At 66.8% G+C, this 24511-nt stretch carries 29 protein-coding genes; 14 read left to right on the top strand and 15 right to left on the bottom strand.

Translation table 11 applies throughout. The annotated features are described in order from the left end of the window. Both AUL30_RS06420 and AUL30_RS06415 read right to left on the bottom strand, forming a co-directional pair. Positions 1-867 (bottom strand): TrmH family RNA methyltransferase, encoded by an 867-nt coding sequence (locus AUL30_RS06420; RefSeq protein ID WP_062227034.1) that lies wholly within the window; start codon positions 865-867, stop codon positions 1-3. Beyond that, on the bottom strand, positions 867-1976 hold the full coding sequence (locus AUL30_RS06415; protein ID WP_062227033.1) for a class I SAM-dependent methyltransferase: 1110 nt from the start codon (positions 1974-1976) through the stop codon (positions 867-869). Before AUL30_RS06415 ends, AUL30_RS06420 begins: the two co-directional genes overlap by 1 nt. A 98-nt stretch (positions 1977-2074) precedes the next feature. Between AUL30_RS06415 and AUL30_RS06410 the strand changes: the two genes are divergently transcribed. Continuing rightward, a complete protein-coding gene (locus AUL30_RS06410; RefSeq protein ID WP_062227032.1) occupies positions 2075-2524 on the top strand; it encodes an SRPBCC family protein in 450 nt (149 codons plus the stop codon). Positions 2525-2548: 24 nt separating this feature from the next. Here the strand turns inward: AUL30_RS06410 and AUL30_RS06405 are convergent, their stop codons facing one another. The 3 genes from AUL30_RS06405 to sppA all read right to left on the bottom strand — a co-directional run bounded on the left by AUL30_RS06405 (position 2549) and on the right by sppA (position 4406). After that, positions 2549-2947 carry a LapA family protein gene (locus AUL30_RS06405; protein ID WP_062227031.1) on the bottom strand — a complete coding sequence of 133 codons (399 nt, stop codon included), beginning with the start codon at positions 2945-2947 and terminating at the stop codon, positions 2549-2551. A 136-nt stretch (positions 2948-3083) separates the two neighbouring features. Then, complete coding sequence (locus AUL30_RS06400) at positions 3084-3365, bottom strand: integration host factor subunit beta (protein ID WP_062227030.1); 282 nt, start codon at positions 3363-3365, stop codon at positions 3084-3086. A gap of 90 nt (positions 3366-3455) precedes the next feature. Then, positions 3456-4406, bottom strand: coding sequence for a signal peptide peptidase SppA (sppA, locus tag AUL30_RS06395; protein WP_062227029.1), 951 nt, complete (start codon positions 4404-4406; stop codon positions 3456-3458). A 204-nt stretch (positions 4407-4610) separates the two neighbouring features. Here sppA and lptC point away from each other — a divergent pair, with 204 nt between their 5' ends. The 6 genes from lptC to AUL30_RS06365 all read left to right on the top strand — a co-directional run bounded on the left by lptC (position 4611) and on the right by AUL30_RS06365 (position 9771). Next, complete coding sequence (gene lptC, locus AUL30_RS06390) at positions 4611-5315, top strand: LPS export ABC transporter periplasmic protein LptC (RefSeq protein WP_083507711.1); 705 nt, start codon at positions 4611-4613, stop codon at positions 5313-5315. A gap of 5 nt (positions 5316-5320) precedes the next feature. Beyond that, positions 5321-5920, top strand: coding sequence for an LptA/OstA family protein (locus AUL30_RS06385; protein WP_062227027.1), 600 nt, complete (start codon positions 5321-5323; stop codon positions 5918-5920). Between the two features lie 59 nt (positions 5921-5979). Beyond that, positions 5980-6735: an LPS export ABC transporter ATP-binding protein gene (gene lptB / locus AUL30_RS06380; RefSeq protein WP_062227026.1), complete on the top strand. Its 756-nt coding sequence runs from the start codon at positions 5980-5982 to the stop codon at positions 6733-6735. A 120-nt stretch (positions 6736-6855) separates the two neighbouring features. Continuing rightward, positions 6856-8247: an RNA polymerase factor sigma-54 gene (gene rpoN, locus AUL30_RS06375; protein WP_062227025.1), complete on the top strand. Its 1392-nt coding sequence runs from the start codon at positions 6856-6858 to the stop codon at positions 8245-8247. A 209-nt stretch (positions 8248-8456) separates the two neighbouring features. After that, positions 8457-9038 (top strand): ribosome hibernation-promoting factor, HPF/YfiA family, encoded by a 582-nt coding sequence (gene hpf, locus AUL30_RS06370; RefSeq protein ID WP_062227024.1) that lies wholly within the window; start codon positions 8457-8459, stop codon positions 9036-9038. 280 nt (positions 9039-9318) lie between these two features. Continuing rightward, the gene (locus tag AUL30_RS06365) at positions 9319-9771 is read left to right on the top strand and encodes a PTS sugar transporter subunit IIA (RefSeq protein ID WP_062227023.1); all 453 of its coding nucleotides are present in this window, start codon (positions 9319-9321) and stop codon (positions 9769-9771) included. A gap of 77 nt (positions 9772-9848) precedes the next feature. On the opposite strand, the gene AUL30_RS06360 is transcribed toward AUL30_RS06365, so the two are convergent. From AUL30_RS06360 to AUL30_RS06340, 5 genes are all read right to left on the bottom strand, one after another. Continuing rightward, positions 9849-10106, bottom strand: coding sequence for a BQ00720 family protein (locus AUL30_RS06360; protein ID WP_407638266.1), 258 nt, complete (start codon positions 10104-10106; stop codon positions 9849-9851). A gap of 30 nt (positions 10107-10136) precedes the next feature. Further along, positions 10137-10565 carry an Hsp20 family protein gene (locus tag AUL30_RS06355; RefSeq protein WP_062227022.1) on the bottom strand — a complete coding sequence of 143 codons (429 nt, stop codon included), beginning with the start codon at positions 10563-10565 and terminating at the stop codon, positions 10137-10139. Positions 10566-10717: 152 nt separating this feature from the next. Continuing rightward, complete coding sequence (gene msrB / locus AUL30_RS06350) at positions 10718-11212, bottom strand: peptide-methionine (R)-S-oxide reductase MsrB (RefSeq protein ID WP_192843020.1); 495 nt, start codon at positions 11210-11212, stop codon at positions 10718-10720. 124 nt (positions 11213-11336) lie between these two features. Continuing rightward, positions 11337-11786, bottom strand: a complete 450-nt coding sequence (gene arfB, locus AUL30_RS06345) for an alternative ribosome rescue aminoacyl-tRNA hydrolase ArfB (protein WP_062227021.1) — start codon at positions 11784-11786, stop codon at positions 11337-11339. A gap of 120 nt (positions 11787-11906) precedes the next feature. Beyond that, entirely contained in the window at positions 11907-13517 is a 1611-nt protein-coding gene (locus AUL30_RS06340; RefSeq protein ID WP_062227020.1) for a phosphoenolpyruvate carboxykinase, read from the bottom strand. 329 nt (positions 13518-13846) lie between these two features. On the opposite strand from AUL30_RS06340, the gene AUL30_RS06335 reads away from it, so the two are divergent. From AUL30_RS06335 to AUL30_RS06310, 6 genes are all read left to right on the top strand, one after another. Next, positions 13847-14320, top strand: a complete 474-nt coding sequence (locus AUL30_RS06335) for a pyridoxamine 5'-phosphate oxidase family protein (RefSeq protein ID WP_062227019.1) — start codon at positions 13847-13849, stop codon at positions 14318-14320. Between the two features lie 98 nt (positions 14321-14418). Continuing rightward, positions 14419-15120 carry a response regulator transcription factor gene (locus AUL30_RS06330; RefSeq protein WP_062227018.1) on the top strand — a complete coding sequence of 234 codons (702 nt, stop codon included), beginning with the start codon at positions 14419-14421 and terminating at the stop codon, positions 15118-15120. Between the two features lie 131 nt (positions 15121-15251). Then, the gene (locus tag AUL30_RS06325; protein ID WP_062227017.1) at positions 15252-17057 is read left to right on the top strand and encodes a stimulus-sensing domain-containing protein; all 1806 of its coding nucleotides are present in this window, start codon (positions 15252-15254) and stop codon (positions 17055-17057) included. Further along, positions 17054-17485 (top strand): HPr kinase/phosphorylase, encoded by a 432-nt coding sequence (locus AUL30_RS06320; RefSeq protein WP_062227016.1) that lies wholly within the window; start codon positions 17054-17056, stop codon positions 17483-17485. Before AUL30_RS06325 ends, AUL30_RS06320 begins: the two co-directional genes overlap by 4 nt. A 194-nt stretch (positions 17486-17679) precedes the next feature. After that, positions 17680-18081 carry a PTS sugar transporter subunit IIA gene (locus AUL30_RS06315; RefSeq protein WP_062227015.1) on the top strand — a complete coding sequence of 134 codons (402 nt, stop codon included), beginning with the start codon at positions 17680-17682 and terminating at the stop codon, positions 18079-18081. Then, positions 18078-18374 carry an HPr family phosphocarrier protein gene (locus AUL30_RS06310; protein WP_062227014.1) on the top strand — a complete coding sequence of 99 codons (297 nt, stop codon included), beginning with the start codon at positions 18078-18080 and terminating at the stop codon, positions 18372-18374. The genes AUL30_RS06315 and AUL30_RS06310 overlap by 4 nt, the downstream gene beginning before the upstream one ends. Positions 18375-18378: 4 nt before the next feature. Here the strand turns inward: AUL30_RS06310 and AUL30_RS06305 are convergent, their stop codons facing one another. The 3 genes from AUL30_RS06305 to AUL30_RS06295 all read right to left on the bottom strand — a co-directional run bounded on the left by AUL30_RS06305 (position 18379) and on the right by AUL30_RS06295 (position 21433). Next, positions 18379-19875, bottom strand: a complete 1497-nt coding sequence (locus AUL30_RS06305) for a tripartite tricarboxylate transporter permease (RefSeq protein WP_062227013.1) — start codon at positions 19873-19875, stop codon at positions 18379-18381. Between the two features lie 7 nt (positions 19876-19882). Further along, on the bottom strand, positions 19883-20359 hold the full coding sequence (locus tag AUL30_RS06300) for a tripartite tricarboxylate transporter TctB family protein (protein WP_062227012.1): 477 nt from the start codon (positions 20357-20359) through the stop codon (positions 19883-19885). Between the two features lie 90 nt (positions 20360-20449). Then, positions 20450-21433 carry a Bug family tripartite tricarboxylate transporter substrate binding protein gene (locus AUL30_RS06295; protein ID WP_062227011.1) on the bottom strand — a complete coding sequence of 328 codons (984 nt, stop codon included), beginning with the start codon at positions 21431-21433 and terminating at the stop codon, positions 20450-20452. 145 nt (positions 21434-21578) lie between these two features. On the opposite strand from AUL30_RS06295, the gene AUL30_RS06290 reads away from it, so the two are divergent. Further along, positions 21579-22295: a GntR family transcriptional regulator gene (locus AUL30_RS06290; protein ID WP_083507710.1), complete on the top strand. Its 717-nt coding sequence runs from the start codon at positions 21579-21581 to the stop codon at positions 22293-22295. Here the strand turns inward: AUL30_RS06290 and AUL30_RS06285 are convergent. Both AUL30_RS06285 and AUL30_RS06280 read right to left on the bottom strand, forming a co-directional pair. Next, on the bottom strand, positions 22284-23018 hold the full coding sequence (locus AUL30_RS06285; RefSeq protein WP_062227010.1) for a response regulator transcription factor: 735 nt from the start codon (positions 23016-23018) through the stop codon (positions 22284-22286). The two genes, AUL30_RS06290 and AUL30_RS06285, sit on opposite strands and share 12 nt — an antisense overlap. Beyond that, the gene (locus tag AUL30_RS06280; protein ID WP_083507709.1) at positions 23018-24244 is read right to left on the bottom strand and encodes a GAF domain-containing sensor histidine kinase; all 1227 of its coding nucleotides are present in this window, start codon (positions 24242-24244) and stop codon (positions 23018-23020) included. Before AUL30_RS06280 ends, AUL30_RS06285 begins: the two co-directional genes overlap by 1 nt. Between the last annotated feature and the right edge of the window lie 267 nt (positions 24245-24511).

Here is a 24511-nt window from a genome sequence, read left to right as displayed (position 1 = left end):
TCAGGCCTTTGCATCGAGCGACAGGCGCGCCCGGCGTGCTTCGAAGATCATGAGCCCGGTGGCGATGGCCAGATTCAGGCTGTCGGCGCGGCCCACCTGGGGGATGCGCACCAGCGTGTCGCAGGCCCCTGCCAGCGCATCGGACAGGCCGGACTGCTCGTTGCCCATCAGAAGCACGGTGGGCCGGGCGGCATAGTCCGGGGTCCGGTAATCGACCGTGCCGCTCATATGCGTCCCGGCGACGAGGCCCTTGAAGCCGGCCCGCCATTGCAGGAAGGCCTTTTCGCTGACGCGGGCCACCGGGACCGAGAAGATCGACCCCATCGTGGCGCGGACGGCTTCCAGCGAGAACGGATCCACCGTTTCGCCGATCAGCACCACGCCCTTGGCGCCCGCCGCATCGGCGGTGCGCAGGATCGTGCCGAGATTGCCGGGATCGCGCACCCGGTCCAGCGCCACCAGAACGCCGTCGGCGCCAAGCTCGATGCGCGACAGATCGCTCAACGTCTGGCGAAACACGCCGATTGCGGCCTGAGGGTTGTCGCGGCGGGCGATGGCCGACAGGACCTTGTCGGACGCCTCGAGCACGTCGGCGCCGGCGGCGACGGTGCGCGCCGCCGCGCGCGACAGGAGCGCGTTGTCGGGCAGTTGGTTGCGCGACACGATGAGCGTGTCGATCTTCCAGCCGCTGTCCAGGGCGTCGATGACGAGTTTCAAACCCTCCGCCAGGAACAAGCCCGTCTCCTCGCGCGTCTTGCGCATGGCCAGGTTGCGGATGTTCTTGACGATCGGGTTGGAGACGCTCGTCACTTCCTTGACCCGCCCGGGCGCCGCCAGCGGCCGCAGATCCTTCCTGCCGTCATTCATCACGTTGCGACCCATCTGGAAAAGAGCGAGGTGGACAGGAGCCGTCCCTGCGGCCCGGCCTCTGGAATGACGAGTTCGCCCGCCTCGATCCGGCCGCCGAGGCCGCGGCAGTGATCCGCCATCAGGGCGGCGAGCGAATAGAAGGAGGCGCGGATCGAATAGGCCGTCAGCACCAGGGCGATGGGCCGCTCTGACAAAAGCTGGCGCAGTTCCGCCATGAGGTAGGGCAGATCCTCGAAGAGCTGCCAGACCTCCCCCTTGGGGCCGCGCCCGAACTTGGGCGGATCGAACAGGATGATGTCGTAGGTCGAGCCACGCCGCACCTCGCGCTCCACATAGCGGACGGCATCTTCGCAGATCCAGCGGACGGGCCTGTCGGCCAGCCCGGCCAGGTCCTGGTTCTCCCGCGCCCAGGCGATGGCCTTGCGGGAAGCGTCCACATGCGTGACCTCGGCCCCCGCACGCGCCGCCAGCAGCGAGGCGAGCCCCGTATAGCCGAACAGGTTCAGGACGCGGACCGGACGGCCAGCCGCCGCGATGGCCTCGCACATATAGCGCCAATGCGCGGCCTGTTCGGGGAACACGCCGACATGCCGGAAGGAGGTGAACCGGCCGAGATAGGGCATGCCGTCCTGCGCAAGGGGCCAGGTCTCGCCCGGATCGCCCTTCGGGAAGCGCCAGCGCCCTGCCCCTTCCTCGTCCGTATCGCCGGTGAAGATGGCATCGGCGCCGTCCCAGGCAGCGGCATCGAGGCGCGGCCGCCAGATGGCCTGGTTTTCCGGCCGGCGGACGGTGAGCCGTCCGTAGCGCTCCAGCTTCTCGCCATGTCCGCAATCCAGAAGCGCGTAGTCCTGGCTCGGCTCGACGGTCAGGATCACCGGCATGTGGCAGGGCGGCAGGTCCCCTTCGGGATAGCGAATGGGCGGGCGCGCGGCGCGCGCTTCCTCGCCCCGCTCGGCGGCGCTGGCCCGGGGCGCTGCGGGTACATCGGCCGCCTTTTCGGCGGCCGGCGGGCGCGGCCGCGCGGACTGCACACGTACCGGCTGGCCCGCCTTCTTGCCCCGGCTGCCCGGGCCGGGCATCGGCGTTCTGTCCCGAGATCGTTTCATGGCAACGTCGTGTAGAGCATTTTGCGCGATGAGGGAACGGTCGCAAACCCGGCCGATACGCCCTATCTCCCAGGCGGCCAAGGAGGAAGGATTACCGCATGGAACTGGATGGAGAGGTTGAGCTTGCCCTGCCGCGTCAACGCGTGTGGGAAGGGCTGAACGACCCAGATGTTTTGAAGGATTGCATCCATGCCTGCGAGCGTCTGGTCTGGGTCGGCCCCGACCTTCTGGAGGCGACGGTCGCTGTCAAACTGTCCCTGGCGCGGATTCGCTTCGACGGCACCATCCGACTGACCGATGTTCGCCCCGCCGAGCAGTATGTGCTGCATGGCGAGGGGCGCGGCCTTGCCGGTCTGGCCAAGGGTCTCGCGGCCGTCCGCCTGCGCGATGCGCCGGATGGCGGCACGATCCTGACCTATCATGCAGAGGCGCAGGCCGGTGGGCGGCTGGCGAGCTTCGGCCAGTCCTTCATCGAATCGGCCGGTCGCAAGCTTGTGGACCGCTTCTTCGTCCGGCTGACCCAGAGGATCCGGGACGGCAGCCTGTAGCCGGCACCGCCCCGTCCGGCTGGATCAGGCGTTGGCGGCGCGCGTGATGGCCGTGTGCGGCTGCGGGGCCGGGAGCGCGGCGTCGGGGCCGATCAGATCGCGGTCCCGCTCCTCGCGCAGGCGGCGCAGCCGCTCGTTCGACACCTCGACCTCATGCTTCAGCCCCTCGATCTCCCGGCGCCGGCGTGCCGACTTCGCCCGGTAGTGGGCTTGGGTGAGCCAGGTTCCGATGCCGCCCAGGACAACGCCCAGGATGATCGCCACCATCAGGAGGACGAAGAGCGGCAGCGTCATGGAAAATTGCGGCGTCGTGCCGAAGATGTCGAGGCTGACCGTCGTGGGCGTACGGTTCACGACGCAGAAGATGATCAGGAGTGCCGCCAGGGGCAAGCCGATGAAGATGGTCAGGAGCTTGGATGCCATTCCGGTTCCCGTGTCTTATGAGGCAGGCGCGCATTGCGCCCATACCCTCGATCCGCCGCGGCTTGGAAACTAAGCGCCCCGCTGCCGAAATCAATCCGCATGGACGTGGAGCGGCGTGACGCGCGCTGCGGATGGCTCATTCGCCGTTCAGGCGCTCGCGCAGTTCCTTGCCGGCCTTGAAGAAGGGCACCCACTTTTCCTCGACATCCACGGCCTCGCCCGTGCGGGGGTTGCGGCCGGCGCGCGGCGGGCGGTTCTTGACCGAGAAGGCGCCGAAGCCGCGCAGCTCGACCCGGTTGGATTCGCACAGCGCGTCGGTGATCTCGTCGAAGATGGCGTTGACGATGGTCTCCACGTCCCGCTGGTACAGATGCGGGTTGCGGCTGGCGATGATCTGCACGAGTTCGGATTTGATCACGGGTCTTCAACCTTCAGAAAGTCGGCGTCCGGAGCGCTTACCGCATCCGCGGGCGACGTGGCCAGTGGCGTGTCGCCGCGGCCCGCCGTTTTAGGCTGGATCGGTCGGAGGCTGCCAGAGCGACACCAGCCCGTCAAGGCGACCGCCCTGACCGAGGAAGAGCTCCCGCAGGTTCAGGCCGGTCGGATCGATCGACAGGAGGGAGTAGGCGGCGCCGCGCAGGAAACCGAAGCGCGACCCATCGTCCGGCTCGTGCTCGACGATCTCCAGCCCGGCGGGAATACCCCGATCTTCCTCCAGCCAGCGGCGGGCCTCGGCCTCGCCGCCGAGCGCGTCGATCAGCCCGTTCGCAAGGCTCTGCTCCCCGGTGAAGACCGAGCCGTCCGCCAGGCGGCGCACGGTCGGCTCGTCGAGCGGGCGCCGCTCCACCACCAGGCCGACGAACCAGTCATAGCTGCTCATCACCAGACGGCGGATCATGTCGATGGCTTCCGGCGGCGCCGGTGCGAAGGGCGAGGGTTCCGCCTTCAGCGGCGCCGACCGGACGGCGTCGATCCGCACGCCGATCGTGTCCAGAAGCCGCGAGGCGTCGGCATATTGGAAGATCACGCCGATCGAGCCGACGATGGAGGAGTTGTAGGCCACGATGCGGTCCGCGCCGAGTGAGACCATATAGGCGGCCGAGGCGCCGAGCGTGCCGATTTCCGCGACGACGGGCTTGTGCACGGCCAGATCGCGCACCGCCTTGTACAGGGTTTCACCGCCGACGGTCGTTCCACCGGGCGAGTTGATCTTCAGGATGACCGCGCGGACGCCGTCGTCTTCGCCGAGCTCGCGCAGGAGTGCCAGCCGGTCGTCATTCTCGGTGATGATGCCCGATATGGCGACGGAGGCGATCTGCGGGCTGCGCAGGATGCCGCGGCCGCCCACCAGGAAGGGAAGCCCCGCCAGGACCAGAAGAAGGATGAGGATCGCCGCGAAGCGCCAGAAGCTCAGCTTGCGGCGCAGGCGCCGACGGTCGATCCAGTCCTGAGCGCTCATGCCCGCCACCTGCAGTTAGTGCCGTCGCGCCTGCCCTCGCGGCGCGCTCCGCACTGTCGCAATAGCGGCTCCGCGCAGCCTTGCCAAGCACCGCAAAATCACCGGCCCACCTTCCCTTTACCCCGCAAAAGCCGCATATGGCTCGTAACGGATCGACACAATCATACAGACCGCGTGATCTCGTCGACGAAACCGGAACAGGACATGGCCGACCAGCACCCGACAGGTGAGACAGGACAGCCGGTGGAACGGCGCGTTGCAACCGCTGCGAGCGCCCGGACCTCATCCGAGTTCGCGCGGGCAAACCGTCACGCGCGCCGGGTGCGCATCCTGCGCGTGGCGCTGCCGGTCGCGGCGGCCGTCATCGTGGCGGGCGGCCTTTTCGCCACCTGGCTTGCGCGGTCGATCCCCGTCGACCTGACCGTGGCCGCCACGACGATCGAGGACGGCCGCCTCGTCATGGAGGATCCGCGCATGTCCGGCACGGACAAGAGCGACCGCCCCTTCTCGGTCGTCGCGCGCAAGGCCAAGCAGGCGCTCGATCGCAGCGGCGCCATCGATCTGGAGGGCATCAACGCCACCGTCGCGCTGGACCCGGAGACCGAGGCCGACATCACGGCCACCAATGGCCGCTACGATCCCAAGTCCGAAACGCTGCGCCTGTATGACGACATCCGCGTGCGCACGTCCAACGACGTGACGATCACCCTGTCCAGCGCCGATATCCTTCTGAACGAGGGCCGGCTGGACGGTCGCGGACCGGTTTCCATCGCAACCCCCAATCAGACCTTGCAGTCTGGCAACGTCACAATCCAGAATGGTGGCGATCGACTGACCTTCGGCAACCGCGTCAAGTTGACCCTCCTGCCGCAGGACGGCGAGGACCGACGCGCGGCAAACGGCGAGTAGAACCCATGATTGCGTGCCTTCGGAATGTGCTTGCCGCTGCCCTCCTGTTGCCTGGTGTTGCCCTGGCCCAACAGGCCGGGGGGTTCGGAAACAGCTTCGGTGGCCTGCAGGTGCAGGGCGACCAGCCCATCACCATCGAATCGAACCAGCTCGACGTCGATGACGCGCAATCGGTCGCGACCTTTTCGGGCGATGTGGACGTCGTCCAGGGTGAGACGCAGCTTCGCACGGCGAAGCTGATCGTTCATTACGTCCGCCGCGCCCAGGCGGACGGCAACGCCGCGCAGCCGGCGGCCACCAGCAACATGCCGGGCAATTCGAGCGATATCGAGCGCCTGGAGGCCGAAGGCGACGTCTATGTGAAGTCGGCGGACCAGGTGGCGACGGCCGACCGCGCGGATTTCGACATGGCGACGCAGATCGTGGTGATGACGGGCGACGTGGTCCTGACGCAGGGACCGAACGTGGCGACGGGCTGCCGGCTGACCATCAACATGGAAACCAGCGTGGCGCAGCTGCAGAGCCAGAACTGCGGCGGTGCGCCGGCAAGCGGTGGCGGGCGTGTGCGCATGCTGCTATCGCCGGGCAGCCAGAACGCGAACTGACCCAGGCGCGGACAAGGACGACCAGCTTGACGACCGCTCAACGAGACAGCGTGGAGGGCATGCGCGCTCCGGCGCAGCGCCCCGCCACCGCCGACGGAACCCTCGTCGCGCGCGCCATCACCAAGACCTATCGGGGCCGGCGCGTGGTGGACGGGGTGGATGTCGGCGTGCGCCGCGGCGAGGCGGTCGGCCTCCTCGGGCCGAACGGCGCCGGCAAGACGACCTGCTTCTACATGATCACCGGCCTCGTCCCGGTCGATAGCGGCCGGATCGAGCTGGATGGCCATGACATCACCCGCGTCGCCATGTACCGCCGGGCAAGGCTCGGCATCGGCTACCTGCCGCAGGAAGCCTCCATCTTCCGCGGCCTGACCGTAGAAAACAACATCCGCGCGGTCCTCGAAGTGGTGGAGCCGGACAGGCGCGCGCGGGAGGAACAGCTCACCGCCCTCCTGGAGGAGTTCAGGATCGCGCACCTGCGCAAGCAGCCCGCCACGGCTCTGTCGGGCGGCGAGCGCCGGCGATGCGAGATCGCACGCGCCCTTGCCTCGCGGCCGAGCTTCATGCTCCTGGACGAGCCCTTCGCAGGCGTCGATCCGATCGCCGTGGCCGACATTCAGGAACTTGTCCGCCACCTGACCCGGCGGGGCATCGGGGTCCTGATCACCGATCACAATGTGCGCGAGACGCTCGGCCTGATCGACCGGGCCTACATCATGCATGCCGGGGCCGTCCTGACGCATGGCACGCCCGACGAAATCGTCTCCAACACCGATGTTCGGCGCATCTATCTGGGCGAACAGTTCACCTATTAGGGGTGCGTCGGACGAGCGCAACCTCAAAGCGCTTGCTTGACATGCAAGATGCGGACCAGTTTGCTTGAGTGTGTCCGGTCGCCCGTGCGATGGCGTCCACCACCCGCGGATTGGAGAGGCATGAACCTTTCGCTCAAGCTCCAGATGCGCCAGAGCCAGTCGCTGGTGATGACGCCGCAATTGCTGCAATCGATCCGGTTGCTGCAGTTCGGCGCCATGGAGCTCGACGCCTTCGTCCGCCAGGCGGTGGAGCAGAACCCCTTGCTGGAGGTGGTGGCGCCCGGCCGCAAGGCCAAGGACACATCGGCAGCCACCCATTCCGAGCCCGGGCCGGCCGATTCTGCCCCGGCGCGGTCCGGCCCGCTGCAGGGCGCCGGCGCGGAGCGCGGCGCGGGCGGCGTGGAGGATCTGGCCGATGAGCGAATCTCGCTCCTTGCCCATGCGCTGCGGGAGGTTGCCGATATCTTTCCCGGAGCGCCGGAACGCCGGATCGGCGAAGCCTGCGCCATGCATCTCGACGATACGGGCTACCTGCGCGCCAGCGCTGCGGACCTCGCCGCCGATCTCGGCATCGGGCAGGACAGGGTCTCCGCCTGCCTCTTGACGCTGCGCATGCGCGCCGAGCCGGCCGGCCTGTTCGCCACCGATCTTGCGGACTGCCTCGGCCTGCAACTCGCGCGGCATGGCCGTCTCGATCCCGTCATCGCCATCGTCCTCGACAATCTCCCCCTCCTGGCCCGGCGCGATTTCCAGACCCTGCGCCGCCTGACGGGCGAGGACGAGGACGGGCTGATGGACATCCTTGGCGAAATCCGCCGCCTGGACCCCAAGCCCGGCCTCGCCTTCGCACGGCAGCCTGCCGACATCGTGGCGCCGGACGTCTTCGTGACGGCGAACAGCCGGGGCGGCTGGCGCGTTCGGCTGAACACGCGCTCCCTGCCGCGGCTCATCATCCAGAACGACTATACGAGCGCGGTCGACACGATGGCCGAGGGCGACCGCGCCTACCTGGCGCAATGCCAGCAATCGGCCTCCTGGCTGGTGAAGTCGCTCGACCAGCGGGCGCGGACGATCCTGAAGGTCACGTCCGAAATCTTCCGCCGGCAGGATGCCTTCCTGACGCGGGGCGTGGACGGGCTGAAGCCGATGACGCTCGCCTGCGTGGCCGATGCGGTCGGGCTGCATGAATCCACCGTGAGCCGCGTGACGGCCAACAAATACGTGCAGACGCCGCGCGGCACATTCGAGCTGAAGTACTTCTTTACCAATGCCATTTCCGCCAGCGATGGCGGGGATGCCCATTCCGCCGAAAGCGTAAAGCTGCGCATCCGCCGGCTGCTGGACGAGGAAACGGCCGGGGCCGTCCTGTCGGACGACGATATCGCCGAGCGGCTGAAGGAGCAGGGAATCGACCTTGCCCGGCGCACCGTCGCCAAGTACCGCGAAGCGCTCGGCATCGCCTCGTCCATCCAGCGCCGACGGGAGCTGAACGCGGCCCGTCTCGCCTCCTGATTTCTCCTCCCGCAATCCCTTAAATTCCGCGGGCTGCCGCAACGTCGCCGCAGGCTCGTGCGTTCCTTTGCCTGGCGTCGACGTGCCGCCCGACGGAGAGCGAAGTTTTGCTTGCTACGGATCGGGACAGGTTTACGCTGGACCTGCGGAAAAAGGTCGCAGCCCGAGCGCCGCGGCCAGCTCCGCGTCAAAAAGGGAAGGGATAGGAAATGACAATTCGCGTATCCGGCCGTCACATGGATGTCGGTGAATCGTTCCGCAGCCGTATCGAGGACAAGCTGATGGAGCAGATCGCGAAATATTTTGACGGGAACTATTCAGGGACTGTCGTCATCTCCAAGGAATCGTCGCGCTATACGGCCGATTGCCTGCTCCGGCTCGACACCGGCGTCACCTTCCAGGCGGCCGGCATGGCGCATGATCCCGAGCTGAGCTTCCAGGAAGCGCTCGAAAAGACCGAGAAGCGGCTGCGCCGCTACAAGCGCCGGCTCAAGGACCACAAGGGTGCAACCAACGGCAAGGGCACGGAAGTGGCCTATTCCGTCTTCGCGCCGATTTCCGAGGCCGAGGACGACGAGATCCCGGAAGATTACGCCCCGGCCATCGTGGCGGAGACCTCCTTCCCCGTCGGCGTCTTCTCCGTGGCCGGCGCCGTCATGGAACTGGATCGCCGCGACAGCCCGGTCGTGATCTTCAAGAATGCCGGGAACGGCGAAATCAACATCGTCTACCGGCGTGCGGACGGCAATGTCGGCTGGGTCGACCCGTCGACGCTGCGCGATCGCGCCTGACACCTAGCTGCCGATCGATGAGGGGCTGCCGGCACCGTCCGGTGGCCCCTTTGCGTGTGCGCGCTCGCGCAATCCTGAAGCACTGATGGTTCCAATTGAGCGTGTGATGCTCTAAACGGGGCGCGCCCGGTCGGGCGACGTTCCGTCAAGGAGCTGCGCCCGCCGGCCTTGGCACGCCGGTATCCGCACGCGAGAATGCGTCCGGCGACGCCATTCCGAAAGCTTGGGGGACACCGATGGCGCACGTCGGCTTCCCTCGGAAGGGAACATCCTGTTGCCGATGCCGCTCGACTTCATCCGCCCCGATGCCGTGATCGCTTCGCTGCGGGCTCATTCCAAGAAGCAAGTCCTGCAGGAGCTTTCCGAGCGGGCCGCGCTCCTGTCGGGCCTGGACGAACGCGACATCGTCGATGCCGTCACGCGGCGCGAACGCCTCGGCTCGACAGGCGTTGGAAACGGCATCGCCATTCCCCACGGCAAGATGAAGGCCTTGCCCGGCATGGTCGGCGTGTTCGGCCGGGCGGGGCGGCCCATCGAGTTCGAGGCCCTGGACGACGAGCCGGTGGATCTGTTCTTCCTGCTGCTCGCCCCGGAGGATTCCGGCGCCGATCATCTGAAGGCGCTCTCGCGCGTGGCGCGTCTTCTACGCAATCCCGACATGGTGGCCGATCTGCGCGCCGCTCACGATGCGCCGACGATCCACCGCCTGCTCAGCCAGGGCGGCGCGCTGTAGGCTGCGACCGCCGGCCGGAACGCGAAACGGCCGGCGAAGCGCCGGCCGTCACGTGGGGACAATCGGTGGCCGCGCCATCAATGCAGGCTGACGGTCGTCAACTCGTTCTCGCTGGCGCTCGCCAGGATGCTGCCACGGTCATCGGACACCGCCAAAGGCGTTCCATCGGCCGCAAACAGCGCCCAGAGGCTCAAGCCGGGGCGGATCGACTGTGCCGACGGGAACTTGGCACGGATATCGTCGGACGACATGCGCCGCAGATAGGCGACATGCCCTTCGCCGAGAGAGGCCAGTTCGCTGTCGGTATAAGGTCCGGTATGCAGATCGGTCATCATAAGGCTCCTCGTTCGTTCGGTTCGACGCCGTCAGTCAGAAACGACGATGTCGATCTTCTTCACGACACGCTCGGGTCTTGGTCTTGCCAGGTCGATCGACAGAAGGCCGTTCTTCAGCTCCGCACCCAGGATCCGCATACCGTCAGCAAACAGGAAACTGCGCTGGAACTGACGGGATGCAATCCCCCTATGCAGAAAATCGCGGTCTTTCTGGTCGGCCTGCGAGCCTCGGATCGTCAGCTGGTTTTCCTCGGTGGTGATATCGAGGTCGCCGGGACCGAACCCGGCAACGGCCAGAGTAATCCTGATGACCGTATCGCCGCCCTCTGCATCCTTGCGGATGCGTTCGATATTGTAGGGCGGATATCCATCCCCGCTCTTCTGCAACCGCTCCAGCGTGCGTTCCACGCCGTCGAAGCCGAGCAACAGGGGGTTCGAGAACGGAGTCATCCTGCTCATTGCGACAAGTCCTTGCATCAAGCGACTTAACTGAGGTCCGGGCCCTTCAAGGCACCCTTTCCCCTTCCGCAATTATATGGTCACCGCGAACGGGCTCTTCAACATCCCTATAGGTTGAGCCTGCGCCCGCTTGATGAATGAACCGTTAAGGCTCACCCCATGCGTGCGCCGGCGGCAAAATTCATCGCCACGCCGTTGATGCAGTGCCGCTTTCCGGTCGGCGGCGGACCATCGTCGAAAATATGGCCGAGATGGCCGCCGCAGGTCGCGCAATGGACCTCGGTGCGCGGGACGACGAGCTTGTAGTCCGTCTTCGTTCCGACCGCGCCGTCCAGCGCTTCGTAGAAGCTCGGCCAGCCGGTGCCGGAATCATATTTGGCGTTGGAGCTGTAGAGCTGCGCATCGCACCCGGCGCAGCTATAGGTGCCCCGCCGCTTCTGACCGTTCAGCGGGCTGGAGAAGGGCCGCTCCGTCGCCTCCTGCCGCAGGACGGCATACTGGTCGCCGCTGAGGCGCGCCCGCCATTCCGCATCGCTGAAGGTCACGGGGAAGCTCGCCTCCTCCGCCCGGCTACGGGCCGAGGCAAGGCCAAGCCCGGCCAGGCACAGGCCCGCGCCGCCTGCCAGCAACTGTCGACGACCGATCATCGCACGCTCCCTTTTTGAAAAAAACCGCATGCCCTCCGCTCCCATCATATGGTCGCGTCATGCCGGCGCGGCCAGAGGGCAGAGAGTGGGCACAGGGCCGCAGCCCCCTTCCCCCCGGGAAGCGTCAGTCGCCTTTGCCGGCGGGCCGGTTGCGCATGCGCTTGATATCGGACCGCCCCTTCTTGGCCTTCAACCGCCGCTCGACCGAGCCCTTGGTCGGCCGTGTCTTGCGGCGGGGCGGCGGGGGCGGCTGCAACGCCGTGCGGACCAGCTCCGCCAGCCGTTCGCGCGCGTCCTCCCGGTTGCGCTCCTGGCTGCGATGGCGCGACGCCTCGAGCACGATCTCGCCGCCCAGGGTCCCGCGCTGTCCCGCCAGCTTCATCAGGCGCGCCTTCACCTCGTCCGACAGGACGGTGGAGGCCATGGCAAGGAAGCGCAGCTGAACCGCCGTCGCGACCTTGTTGACGTTCTGCCCGCCAGGCCCGCTGGCGCGGATGAAGCTTTCCTCCAGCTCGTCGGCCGGGATCGTCACGCGCGAGGATATGGCAAGGTCACCCCGAGCCGACACGATCATGACACGTCCCCGTTCCTGCCGCGCGGAGCCCGTCGCGGCCCCGTTGCACCCCTTGTAACGAAAAGGCCCGCCCGATGGGAAGCATCGGGCGGGCCTGATAGGGGGCGAGAGGCGGATTGCTTATTCGGCGGCGATGGCGAGGTTCGGGGCGGCCTTCAGGACGGAGGCGTCGACATGCTGCTCGAACTTCTCGAAGTTGCGGCGGAACATGTCGGCGAGGCGCTGGGCCTGGCGGTCATAGGCTGCCTTGTCCGCCCAGGTCTCACGAGGGTCGAGGATCGCATCCTCCACGCCGGGGACGGAGACCGGAACCGAGAAGCCGAAGTTCGGGTCCGCCCGGAACTCGGCATCGCGCAGCGAGCCGTCCAGCACGCCCGACAGAAGGGCGCGGGTGACCCGGATGGGCATGCGACGGCCCGTCCCGTAGGCGCCGCCCGTCCAGCCCGTCGAGACCAGCCAGCAATCCACCTGGTGCTCGGCGATCAGATCGCGCAGGAGATTGCCGTATTCCGATGGGTGGCGCGGCATGAAGGGCGCACCGAAGCAGGTCGAGAAGGTGGCCTCCGGCTCCGTCACGCCGCGCTCGGTCCCCGCGACCTTCGCCGTGTAGCCGGACAGGAAGTGATACATGGCTTCCGCCGGCGTCAGCCGGGCGATGGGCGGCAGGACGCCGAAGGCATCGGCCGTCAGCATCACGATGTTGCGCGGATGGCCGGCGCGCCCGCTGTCGCTCGCATTGGCGATGTAGTGCAGCGGATAGGCCGCGCGGGTGTTTTCCGTCAGGCTGCCATCGTCGAAGTCCGGAACGCGGGCGGCATCCAGAACGACGTTCTCCAGAACGGTGCCGAAGCGGCGAGTGGTCGAGAAGATCTCCGGCTCGGCTTCGGCCGACAGGCGGATCGTCTTGGCGTAGCAGCCGCCTTCGAAATTGAAGACGCCGTGCTCGCCCCAGCCATGCTCGTCGTCGCCGATGAGCGTGCGCCGCGGATCGGCCGACAGCGTCGTCTTGCCGGTGCCCGACAGGCCGAAGAACACCGCGACATCCCCCGCCGCGCCGACATTGGCCGAACAGTGCATCGGCATGACGTGCCGCTCGGGCAGGAGGTAGTTGAGCACGGTGAAGACGGATTTCTTCATTTCACCGGCATAGGCCGTGCCGCCGATCAGGATGATCTTGCGCGTCAGATCGCAGGCGATCACCGTCTGCGAGCGGACGCCATAGCGCGCCGGATCGGCCTTGAAGCTGGGAAGGTCGATGATGGTCAGTTCCGGATCGAAGCGGGCGAGCGCCTCGGCGTCCGGCCGGATCAGAAGATTGCGGATGAACAGCGAGTGCCAGGCCTGCTCGGTGACGACCCGGGTCGGCAGGGCATAGGTCTCGTCGGCCCCGCCGATCAGGTCTTGGACGAAGAGGTCCTTGCCCACCGCGTGCTTCTGGAAGTCTTCGTAAAGCAACGCGAAGGCTTCTGGCGTCATGGCGTTGTTGTTGTCCCACCACAGGGTGGACTCCGTCGATGCATCCCGCACGACATACTTGTCCTTCGGGGAGCGCCCGGTGTGCTGGCCGGTCGTCGCCACGAAGGCGCCATGCGCCGTCAGCCGCCCCTCGCCGCGGCGGACGGCGGTTTCCACCAACTCGGCCTCTGTCAGGTTCCAGCGTACGGAAAGGGCGCCGGACAGGCCGGTCGTCTCGATGCCGCGCGCGGGGTTGCGCTGCCCGATCTCATCCATCGTCAATTGCTCCACTGGTCAAGCCGTCGGCGGCGGAGCGCGTTGCCACCCCACCTGTCTTCCGGGCAATACGTGGAACCGAACCTGACAGCAAGTCCGAACCGCCAAAATACTTACGCCCAAAAGTATTTCAATCGGTTTAAAAGATGTCTTCGGATTTTCAATCGTTTTACACTGCGCAAATTCAGTTTTTGGGCCTGTTCGTTGTTTGAGCAGGGCCCGCGGGCAGGATGCCCGCCCTTGAGGCACTTTCCGGCCGCTCATGCGTTGTCGAGAGGGATCACCCCATCGGACGGGGTTCTGAACCGGTGCTGAAACGGAGCTTTGACATGACGGATACGACGCAATTCTGGGATATGATCGAGAAGTTCGACACGGCGATGGTCGTGACGCGGGACGGCCAGGAATTGCGGGCACGCCCGATGGCGCTGAAACTCTCCAGCGCCCGCGACCTTCTCCTCTTCATCACCGATCTCGATTCCCACAAGGTCGACGAGATCGAGGCCGACGATCGGGTTGCCTTGTCCTTCACCCGGCATGGCGAGTACGTCTCCGTGTCCGGGCGCGCCCGCGTATCGACCGACAAGGCGCTGATCGACGATGCCTGGGATGCGGAGGCCGAGGCCTGGATGCCGCAGGGCAAGGACGGCCCAGGCGTCGCCGTGCTGGCAATCGAGCCGACGCAGGCCGAGATCTGGGATGTGAACACGAGCAAGGTCCGCCAGGCCTATGAATTCGCCCGCGCCTATCTGGGCGGCAAGGACCGGCCGGATGTCAGCCACAACGAGAAGCTGGACCTCTAGCACCGGCCCGCTCTGGCCGCGGGACGGCAATTGTGGTAGAAATGCCACAATTGCCGTCCACACAGGCCAGGCGAACTTGTCTGAATACGGAACACGCGATGCCGACGATTGCCCTGGTCGATGACGACCGCAACATCCTGACCTCCGTCTCGATCGCCCTTGAAAGCGAGGGCTATCGCGTGGAGACCTATACGGATGGGGCATCCGCGCTGGAGGGCCTGCAGGCGCGCCCCCCGCATCTGGCGATCTTCGACATCAAGATGCCGCGCATGGACGGCATGGAACTCCTGCGCCGCCTGCGCCAGAAGTCCGATCTGCCGGTGATCTTCCTGACGTCGAAGGACGAGGAGATCGATGAATTGTTCGGCCTGAAGATGGGCGCCGACGATTACATCCGCAAACCCTTTTCCCAGCGCCTCCTGGTCGAGCGCGTGCGCGCCATCCTGCGGCGCGGCGCCCCGCGCGAAGCGGGCGCCAAGCCGGGCGCCACGCCGGAATCCTCGCTCGAGCGGGGGCAACTCGTCATGGATCAGGAGCGGCACACCTGTACCTGGATGGGCAAGCCCGTCACGCTGACAGTGACCGAATTCCTCATCCTGCATGCGCTTGCGCAGCGCCCGGGCGTGGTGAAGAGCCGCGACGCCTTGATGGATGCCGCCTATGACGAGCAGGTCTATGTGGACGATCGCACGATCGACAGCCACATCAAGCGGCTGCGCAAGAAGTTCAAGGCGATCGACGACGATTTCGATATGATCGAGACGCTGTACGGCGTCGGCTACCGCTTCCGCGAGATCTGAACCGAGCCCTCGCGCGCCCCTCGCCGCCATGATAAGGCACGGGGCTCACAGGTAGATTTGCCGCATGGGGCCGTCCGTGGCGACGGCGTGCGGCGCCGCCGCAGAGCGCGGCAGCAGGAACGGGCTGACGCTTGGCTTCGACCACCGACACGCGAGAGGATACGCGACGCCCCGCACGCCGGGCACACTGGCGCAGGGCGCGCTGGCGGCGCGTCCCGCTGGTTCGCCGCGGCCTCCTGCGCCTGCGCTGGGTGCTGGGCCACACGATCTTTTCCTCGCTCACGCGCCGCATCATCTTCCTGAACCTCGTGGCGCTTTTGGTGCTGGTCTCGGGCATTCTGTACCTGAACCAGTTCCGGGCCGGCCTGATCGACGCGCGTGTCGAAAGCCTTTTGACACAGGGCGAGATCATCGCCAGCGCCATCGCGTCCTCTGCGACGGTGGAAACCAACTCCATATCGCTCGACCCGGAGCGGCTTCTGGAGTTGCAGGCCGGCTCCACGCTGCAACCCGGCATGGACCTGTCCGACAGCCTGGATTTCCCGATCAATCCCGAGCGGGTGGCACCGCTCCTGCGCCGCCTCATTTCCCCCACACGCACCCGCGCCCGCATCTACGACCGGGACGCCAATTTGATCCTCGATTCGCGCCATCTGTATTCGCGCGGACAGATCCTGCGCTACAATCTGCCGCCGGTAGAGCCGGCGGAGCGCAACTTCGGCGAATGGCTGGGCGACGAGGTTGGCCGCCTGTTCCGCAACTCCAGCCTGCCCGTCTACCGCGAGACTCCGGGCGGCTCTGGCAGCACCTATCCAGAAGTGATGAGCGCCCTGACGGGCGGCCCATCCACGGTCGTGCGCTCCACCGAGAATGGCGAGTTGATCGTTTCCGTCGCCGTGCCGATCCAGCGCTTCCGGGCGGTCCTGGGCGTGCTCCTTTTGTCCACGCAGGGCGGAGATATCGACAAGATCGTGCAAGCGGAGCGCATGGCCATCGTGCGGACCTTCGCGGTGGCCGCGCTCGTCACGGTGTTTCTGTCGATCTTCCTGGCCTCCACCATCGCCACGCCGCTGCGCCGCCTGTCCGCCGCGGCCATCCGCGTGCGCCGCTCAGTCAATGCCCGCGAGGAGATCCCCGATTTCGGCGACCGGGCCGACGAGGTCGGCCATCTTGCCACCGCCCTGCGCGATATGACCAACGCGCTTTATGCTCGCATGGATGCCATCGAATCCTTTGCCGCGGATGTCAGCCATGAGCTGAAGAACCCCCTCACCTCGCTGCGCAGCGCGGTGGAGACGCTTCCGCTCGCCCGCAGCGAAGACTCCCGGCAACGCCTGCTGGCGGTGATCCAGCACGATGTGAAGCGGCTGGACCGGTTGATCACCGACATTTCCGACGCCTCTCGTCTGGATGCGGAACTGGCGCGCGAACTGTCCGACATCGTCCATATGGACCGGCTGGCCGGATCGGTCGTCGAAGGTGCGCGCTCGCACAGCCGCGATGGCCGTATCGTTGCCATCGACCTTGCCGTCGAGCCGCCGCCGGCGGGGCTCAAGGGCTTCGCCGTCGCCGGGCACGATCTGCGGCTGAGCCAGGTCCTGACGAACCTCATCGACAATGCACGCTCCTTCGTGCCGGACGAGGGCGGCAAGGTGCATGTCCGGCTGCGCCGGAGCCGCAACCGTGTCGTCCTGACGGTGGAGGACAACGGGCCGGGCATCCAGGCCGAGAAGATCGACCGGATCTTCGAGCGCTTCTACACCGACCGTCCGGCCGGCGAAGCCTTCGGCCAGAATTCCGGGCTCGGCCTTTCGATCAGCCGGCAGATCGTGGAAGCCCATGCCGGCACGCTGACCGCCGAGAATATCCGCGATCCGAAGTCCCCCGCCCGCATCACCGGCGCGCGCTTCACCATGACCCTTCCGGCTGCGGCGTGACCGGGGCCAACCAGCATGGTGGGCTCATCGCCATCGATGGCGCGGGAATCCTGATCCTGGGTCCGGCACGGTCCGGCAAGTCGGCCCTCGGCCTGTGTCTCCTGCGGCTGGCGCGCCGGGAGGGGCACGATGCCACGCTCGTCGCCGACGACCAGGTCCTCCTGTCCGCGCAGGCGGGGCGGCTTATCGGCCGCGCGCCGGACAGCCTGGCCGGGTTGATGGAGATATCCGGGGTCGGCATTCTGCGCATGCCGCACGCGCCAGAGGCCCCGGTGGTCCTGGCCGTTTCCTTGAGCGACGACCCGCCCCGCATGCCGGACGCGCCAGCCCTGACCCTGCACGGCGTTTCGGTGCGCCAGCTGCATCTTCCCGCCCGCCAGGCCAGCCTGAGCGCAGAGGTTGTGCTGACCATTTTGACGGCAGGCTGACGATTTACATTGCAACGCAGCATAATGACGTATTGCCGGCTATAAGTGGCCGAAAGGCCGCACCGGCTCACTTTTGCGTTGTATTCTCGAATAATTCCACTTCACCCGCATGGGCATCTTGCAGCAGTTTCTAAGCAGGCGCACAATCCGCCGCTGCCGCCCAATTCGGCAGCAAGCTGGAGCATATCGCAAGCATGATCGGACTGGTGCTCGTAACCCACGGCCAACTCGCGCGGGAGTTCAAGTCCGCCGTCGAGCATGTCGTCGGGCCGCAGGAAGCGTTCGAAACCGTGTCGATCGGCCCGGAGGACGATATGGAACAGCGCCGCGAGGATATCGTCGCCGCCGTCCGCGCCGCAGAAAAGGGCGATGGCGTCATCATCCTGACGGATATGTTCGGCGGCACGCCGTCGAACCTCGCCATCTCGGTGATGGACGAAGGCAACGTGGATGTCCTGGCCGGCGTCAACCTGCCCATGCTGATCAAGCTCGCCCGGGTGCGCGAAACGCGGCCCATGGATGTCGCGCTGGTAGAGGCCCAGGAGGCCGGGCGCAAATACATCGCCGTCGCCAGCCGCATCCTGGCCGGGAAATGACCATGCAGGACACGACCGAGCACCGCCTGTCGCGGACCCTCCCCATCCTGAACCGCCGCGGCCTGCACGCCCGCGCCTCTGCCAAGTTCGTCCAGACGGCCGAGGGGTTCGACGCGGAGCTGACCATCTCGCGTGATGGCTATACGGTCGGCGGACGCTCCATCATGGGCCTGATGATGCTGGCCGCAAGCCAGGGCAGTTCGATCGAGGTGTCGGCCGTCGGCCCCGATGCGCAGGAGGCACTCGAGGCGATCGCCGCCCTTGTCGCCGATCGCTTCGGAGAGGAGTGCTGACGCATTACGCAGGCTGATGCCGGCGCTTGCGCAGGAGCATCATGGCGAGCGGCAGCAGCCACACGAGAATCGTGAAGACACCGAGCGCGCCGGCAATGGGACGCTCGAAGAGCATCAGCGGGTTGCCATCCGCCTTTATGATGGAGGAGATGAAGTTCTGCTCCAGCATGGGCCCGAGGACGAGGCCCAGGATCGCCGGGGCGATCGGAATGTCGTTCTCTTCCATGAAGAAGCCGAGAAGCCCGAAGCAGAACATCATGACGACGCCGGCGAGCGAGTTGTTGATGGCAAAGGCGCCGACGATGCAGAAGATCAGGATGATCGGCATCAGCATGGCCGGCGGGATGGACAGGATCGGCCGTGCGCCGCGAATGGCCAGCCAGCCCAGCGGCAGCATGATGATATTGGCCAGGATGAAGGTCATGAAGATCGCATAGATCGACGCGGGATCGTTGATGAAGATCGCCGGACCCGGATTGATGCCCTTCACATACAGAACGCCGATCACGATGGCGGTGATGGAATCGCCCGGAATGCCGAAGACGAGCGCCGGAATCCAGGCGCCGCTGACCGACGAGTTGTTGGCGGCGCCCGCTTCCACGAGCCCTTCCACATGCCCGCGCCCGTAACGCTCCTTCATGCGGGAGAAGCGCTTGGAAATGGCATAGGAAATCCAGGCGGCGATGTCCGCCCCGGCCCCGGGCAGGATGCCGATGGCCGTGCCGGTGACGCAGCCGCGGCCGCATTGCACGGGGTATTGCTTCAGGTTCTTCCACTGGCTCCGGAAGATGCCCGTCCCCTCGACCCGCGCGACGGGGCCGCGCGGCGTCGTCGCCGTGACGGTGCGCAGAACCTCCGACACGGCGAAGAGGCCGATCATGGCGGGGATGAACTGGATACCCGCCATCAACTCCACATTGCCGAAGGAGAAACGCGGCTGACCTGCCGGATTGTCGATGCCGATGGTGGCGAGGAACAGGCCGATCAGGAGCGAGATCAGCCCGCGCGTCGGCGAGCCGGGCGAAACGAAGACGGCGCAGGACAGGCCCAGAAGGACCAGGAAGAAATACTCTTCCGAACTGAAGCGCAGCGCGACCTCCGCCAGCGCGGGCGACAACGTCATGAGGACGATCGAGCCGAAGAGCCCACCGATGGCCGAGAAGACGAGCGCTGCGCCGAGCGCCTCGTCGCCCCGTCCGCTCGTCGTCATGCGGTAGGCGTCCTCCACATAGGCGGCATTGGCAGGCGTGCCCGGCATGCGCAGGAGCGCCGCCGGGATATCCCCCGCAAAGATGGCCATGGCGGTGGCGGTGACGATGGCCGCGATGGCCGGAACCGGCTCCATGAAGAAGGTGATCGGCACGAGCAGTGCCGTCGCCATGGTCGCCGTCAGGCCCGGAATGGCGCCGACGAACATGCCGAAGATGGCGGACAGGAGGATGACCAGCAGCACATAGGGGTCGAAGACCAGGCCTGCCGCTTGTTCCAGGATCGCGAACATATGAGCTTTACCCCAGGAAGGTCAGGTACGGGCTGAGCGGCAGCGGCACCAGGAGAAGCTTGGAGAAGGTATAGTAGACCGCCAGCGTGGCGGTGACGGCAACGGCGATCGCCGCGAGCGGCCGGGTGCCGAGGGCCAGCATCAAACCCGTCAGCGACAGGACCGAGGTCGGGATGAAGCCCAACTGTTCGGAAAACAGGATGTAGAAAAGGATGACGCCCAGCACCGCCAGGGCCGAGGCGATGCTGCGGCGCGAGCCCGTCCATTCCGCAAGATGCGGGCGCAGCGCGCCCGGCAGGCTGCGCAGGCTGGCCAGCATCATGTAGACGCCCAGCGCGACGCCGCACCAGCCGATCAGGCGCGGCATGGTGCCCGCCCCGTAATCCTGTCCGGGGATCGGCCCGAAGCTGCGGGAGGCGTAGACGAGGAAAGCGGCCAGGACGGCCGTCAACAGGCCGAGGTGGAACTCGCTGAGCTTGATCATCGGGAGAGGCTCGCCTCTATGAGGAATGGACGCGATGTCCGGCCGGCGCTTCGAGCGGCCGGCCGGACCATGGGCGCTTGGCCCGCGTGCCTATTGCTGCTGCGCCAGCCCGGCTTCCTTCATGACGGCGCCGAGCGTGGCATCGTCCGCGGCCACAATGGCGGTGGCTTCCTGCCCATCGGCCCAGCGCATGCCGAAGCCGCGGTCGGCCATGAAGCTTCGGTAATCTTCGGAATCATAGACGGCCTTGAGGGCTGTCTCGAGCCGCACCTTCACGTCGTCCGGCAGGCCCTTGGGCGCCGCGACGGTGCGCCAGACGGACAGGGTCCAGTCGGAGCCGATGGATTCCTGGATGGTCGGAACGTCGGGGAAGAGTTCCTGCCGCTCGGCCGACATGGTGCCCAGCGCCTTCACACGGCCCGCATCGATCATCGAGCGCCCTTCCGCCAGCGAGGACGGGATCAGGTCCACCCCGCCCGCCACCATGTCGGTGATGCCGGATGCGGCGCCCTGGCTTGGAACGAACGTGACGTGATTGGGCGCCAGATCGTGCGACATGAGCCAGCCGGCCAGTCCGAGGTGCCAGATGCCGCCCTGCCCGGTGCCGGACGCCTTGAAGGTCCCCGCCGGCTGCTCGCGAATGGCCTTCAGAAGCGCCTCGGCCGTCTGGTGCGGGGAATCGGCCGAGACCATCAGCCCGGCCGGATCGGCGTTCATCATGGCCAGGACGTCGAAATTCTCATAGGTCAGGTCGGTCAGGCCCATCCAGTGCATCATGTCGATCTCGATCGTCATGATGCCGATCGTGTAACCGTCCGGCCGCGCATTGGCGATGGCACTGTGTCCGACGACCCCCGATCCGCCCGTCCGGTTGACCACGTTGACCGGAACGCCGAGCTCCTGCTGCAGCAGCGTGGCGACGATGCGCCCCACCGCATCCGTGCCGCCACCCGCGCCCCAGGGCACGATCATCTGGATCGGCCGCTGCGGATAATCCGATTGCGCCATGGCGGGCATGGCCACAGTGCCCGTCAGGGCAAGCGCCGTTGCAAGTACAAGAGTGCGTGCGACCATGTATCCTCCCATTCGTCCGCGACGAATCCATTGAGCGGCGGCCTTGCGCCGAAGACGTTTCCCTGGGGCCTTTTGCGGCCTCTTGACACGCACTGTCGAAACTCGTTGCCCTACTGTCAACGTATACGTCGTTGGGAGACGCGCTATGGACGGGCGGAAACCGCCGCAGGCCAGCAACGGCACCGACTGGAGCTGCGATCACGAAATCGTGGGTCCTGCCCGGGACCGAGCCTATCTGGCGTTGCGTGCGCAGATATTGAGCGGCGAACTGGCGCCCGGCACGACGCTTCTCGAATCGGCGGTGGCCGAACGGCTGGCCATGAGCCGCACGCCGGTGCGCGAAGCCTTGCTGCTCCTGCAGAATGAAAACCTCGTGGACATCCGCCCGCGACACGGCATGACGGTGCGGCGCCCCTCGACCTCCAGCCTGGTGCAGATCTACGAGGTCTATTCGGCGCTGGAGGCGATGGCCTGCCGGATCGTCGCGCGCGATGGCATGGGCGCGGGTGATGCCGCCGCGCTTCAAAAGCTCATGGACGATATGGAACGCGCGACGCGGCAAGAGGACATTGCCGGCTGGTCACGGCTCGACGATGCGTTTCACTCCCGCATCGCGCAGGCGAGCGGCAATCTGCGCCTGCAGGCGTCGCTGCGCACTTGCTGGGCCGAGCAGTACCGCGCCCGCATGGCCATCGTCCCCTTCCGCCCGCTGCCCGTGCGGTCCAACCAGGAACATCGGGCGCTGTTTGCGGCGCTGGCCTCCGGCGACGAGTTCGAGGCCGCCCGGCTGCTGCAGATCCACCGCGAGCGCGGCGACGCCATGGCCATCGATCTGATCCGCACGCATGGCCTAGCCGGCTGATGCGGCGCGGCGCTCGCGCTGCTCCAGCCAGCGCCGCATATCGGCATCGGCCTCTTCCAGGCCGGCGCGGTTGATGAGCCGGCGCAGCAGGGCCAGGCTGACGGCCCGCGTGCGGAAATTGACCGCATCGGCCGGCAGGTCCTGCTGGTAGATGCCGAGCTTGTCATAGATCTGCTGCAGCCGGTTCTGGACGCTGCGCAGCGACAGGCCCCGCCGCTCCGCGATGAGCCGATCGGTCATGCCGAGGGCAAGGTCGATGAGGATTTCGTATTCCACATCCGACAGGCCTTCGAAATGGCTGGCAGCCTTCTGCTGCACGGTGCGGATCTCCCGGTCGATCACGCACTGGCCTTCCACGAAGATGCTGCGAACGGCCAGGCTCAGGCGCTCCTCCGAAGCCGATTTGAGGACATAGCCATAGGCCGCGCCGGGCGGCACGATGCGCGAGACGCCCCGCACATAGGCCTCGTCCGCATAGTTGGACCAGAACATGATGGCCGTATCCGGCCGCTCGCGCCACACAGCACGCGCCATGTCCACACCGGTGCGGCGTGGCATCTGCAGGTCCACCACCACATTGCGTGCGCCCAGCCGCCGCGCCAGGCTTTCCCCCTCCTCTCCGTCGGCCGCCTCGTGCAGGCTGGAGCCGGGCAGGGTCGCGGCGATGACGTCGCGCAGGAAGCTGCGGTGGACGGCATCGTCCTCCACGATCAGGATGTCCATCAGCCCTGCCCTCCCAGCGGCGCCGAAAGCGACAGGCGGACCCGTGTGCCCGGCCCATCCTCGCGGCGGTCGATATCCAGCGCCGCCGAGACGAGGCGCGCGCGCGTCTGCATATTGCGCAGGCCACCCAGCCGCTTGCGCCGCACGGCCGTATCGAAGCCGATCCCGTCATCGCTGACGATGATGGTCAGGCGGCCACCCGCCGCGTCCCTCCCCGCGGCAAGCTCCACCAGGATGGTCGAGGGTTCGGCATGGCGCGCCGCATTGTTGACCGCCTCCTGCACGATGCGGAAGAGGGCGAGGCGCAGGGTCGGCGCCAGCCGGTCGAAGGCGCCGGCGCTGTCGTCGGTCAGGCCATGGGCAATGCCGCCGCCATCGGCGAGCGCGCGGTTCAGGAAGTCCTCCACGCCATCGGCAAAGCCGAAGAGTTCGAGCACGTTGGGGCGCGCATCGTCGATGATTTCGCGCAGCTCCGCCATGCAGCGCTGCAGCCCCTGCCCCACGGCCGCCAGTTCCCCGGACGCGCCGCCGGGCGCCTGTGCAAGGCGCGCGATGCGGCGCTCGATGCGCGTCAGGTCGGCCAGCGTCTGGTCATGCAGGTCCATGCCGATGCGCTGGCGCTCCTGCTCCAGCTCCTCCGTCAGGCGCAGCGCGCCTTCGCGCAGGCCCTCCTCCCGCGCGCGGCCGGCCGCCTCGTCTATGGCCGAGCGGCGCAGATCCTCGGCCGCGCGCAGCGCGTAGAGATAGGGCGCCAGCGTGTCCGCCAGGTGCTGCGCCAGGGGAATGTCGGTGCGGCGGTAGAAGCCCGTCGCATGGCTGGAACAGGACAGGGCGCCGATGATCTCCCCGTGGACGATCAGCGGCACATGCAGGCGGCTGCGCAGGTTCTGGTCATGGATCGGGTGGCTGAAGGCGCCGTCGAAGCTGAAGCGCGGATCGTTGATGGCGTCGTCCGAAATGAGGAAGGGTTCAAGCCCGTTCAACAGATCGCGGATCGGGCTGCCGATCACCGGATGGGGCGTCGGCGTCAGGCCCCAGTCCGTATGCAGCCCCGCCTCGTAGGCGACATGCATGTCCCGCCGGATGATGCAGATGTCCAGGTGATCGTGCGGCAGGATCTCATGCAGCTCGTGCGATACGGCGTGGATGGCCGACTGGAAGTCCAGCTGACCGGCCAGCGCCCGGCTGACCCGCAGAAGGTGCCGATACACCGTCTCGTGCCGCATGCCCGGCCTGCGCGCCGGGCGGTCCCCCGAGTCTGTCGCAACCTGTCTCACGCTTCCCATCCCCCTAGCGCATCATGTTTCATGCACGTCGCCAACCGACTTTCCAGCGCAAAGCGGAAGATTGCCCGCAGGGCATATGCGGGAACCCGCATCCGATCTGCGACGAAAGGGTTGGACAGGCCGGGTGGAAGTGGAAACACTCCCATCCGGATTGCGGCACGCTCCGGACGGGGCGCACCCCGGAGGAGCGGGGGGCCGCGTTGCATC

It is taken from the genome of Aureimonas frigidaquae (assembly GCF_001463905.1).
GTDB lineage: Bacteria > Pseudomonadota > Alphaproteobacteria > Rhizobiales > Rhizobiaceae > Aureimonas > Aureimonas frigidaquae.
Note: the sequence above shows the minus strand (reverse complement) of the source record. Positions and strands in the feature narration are given on the sequence as shown.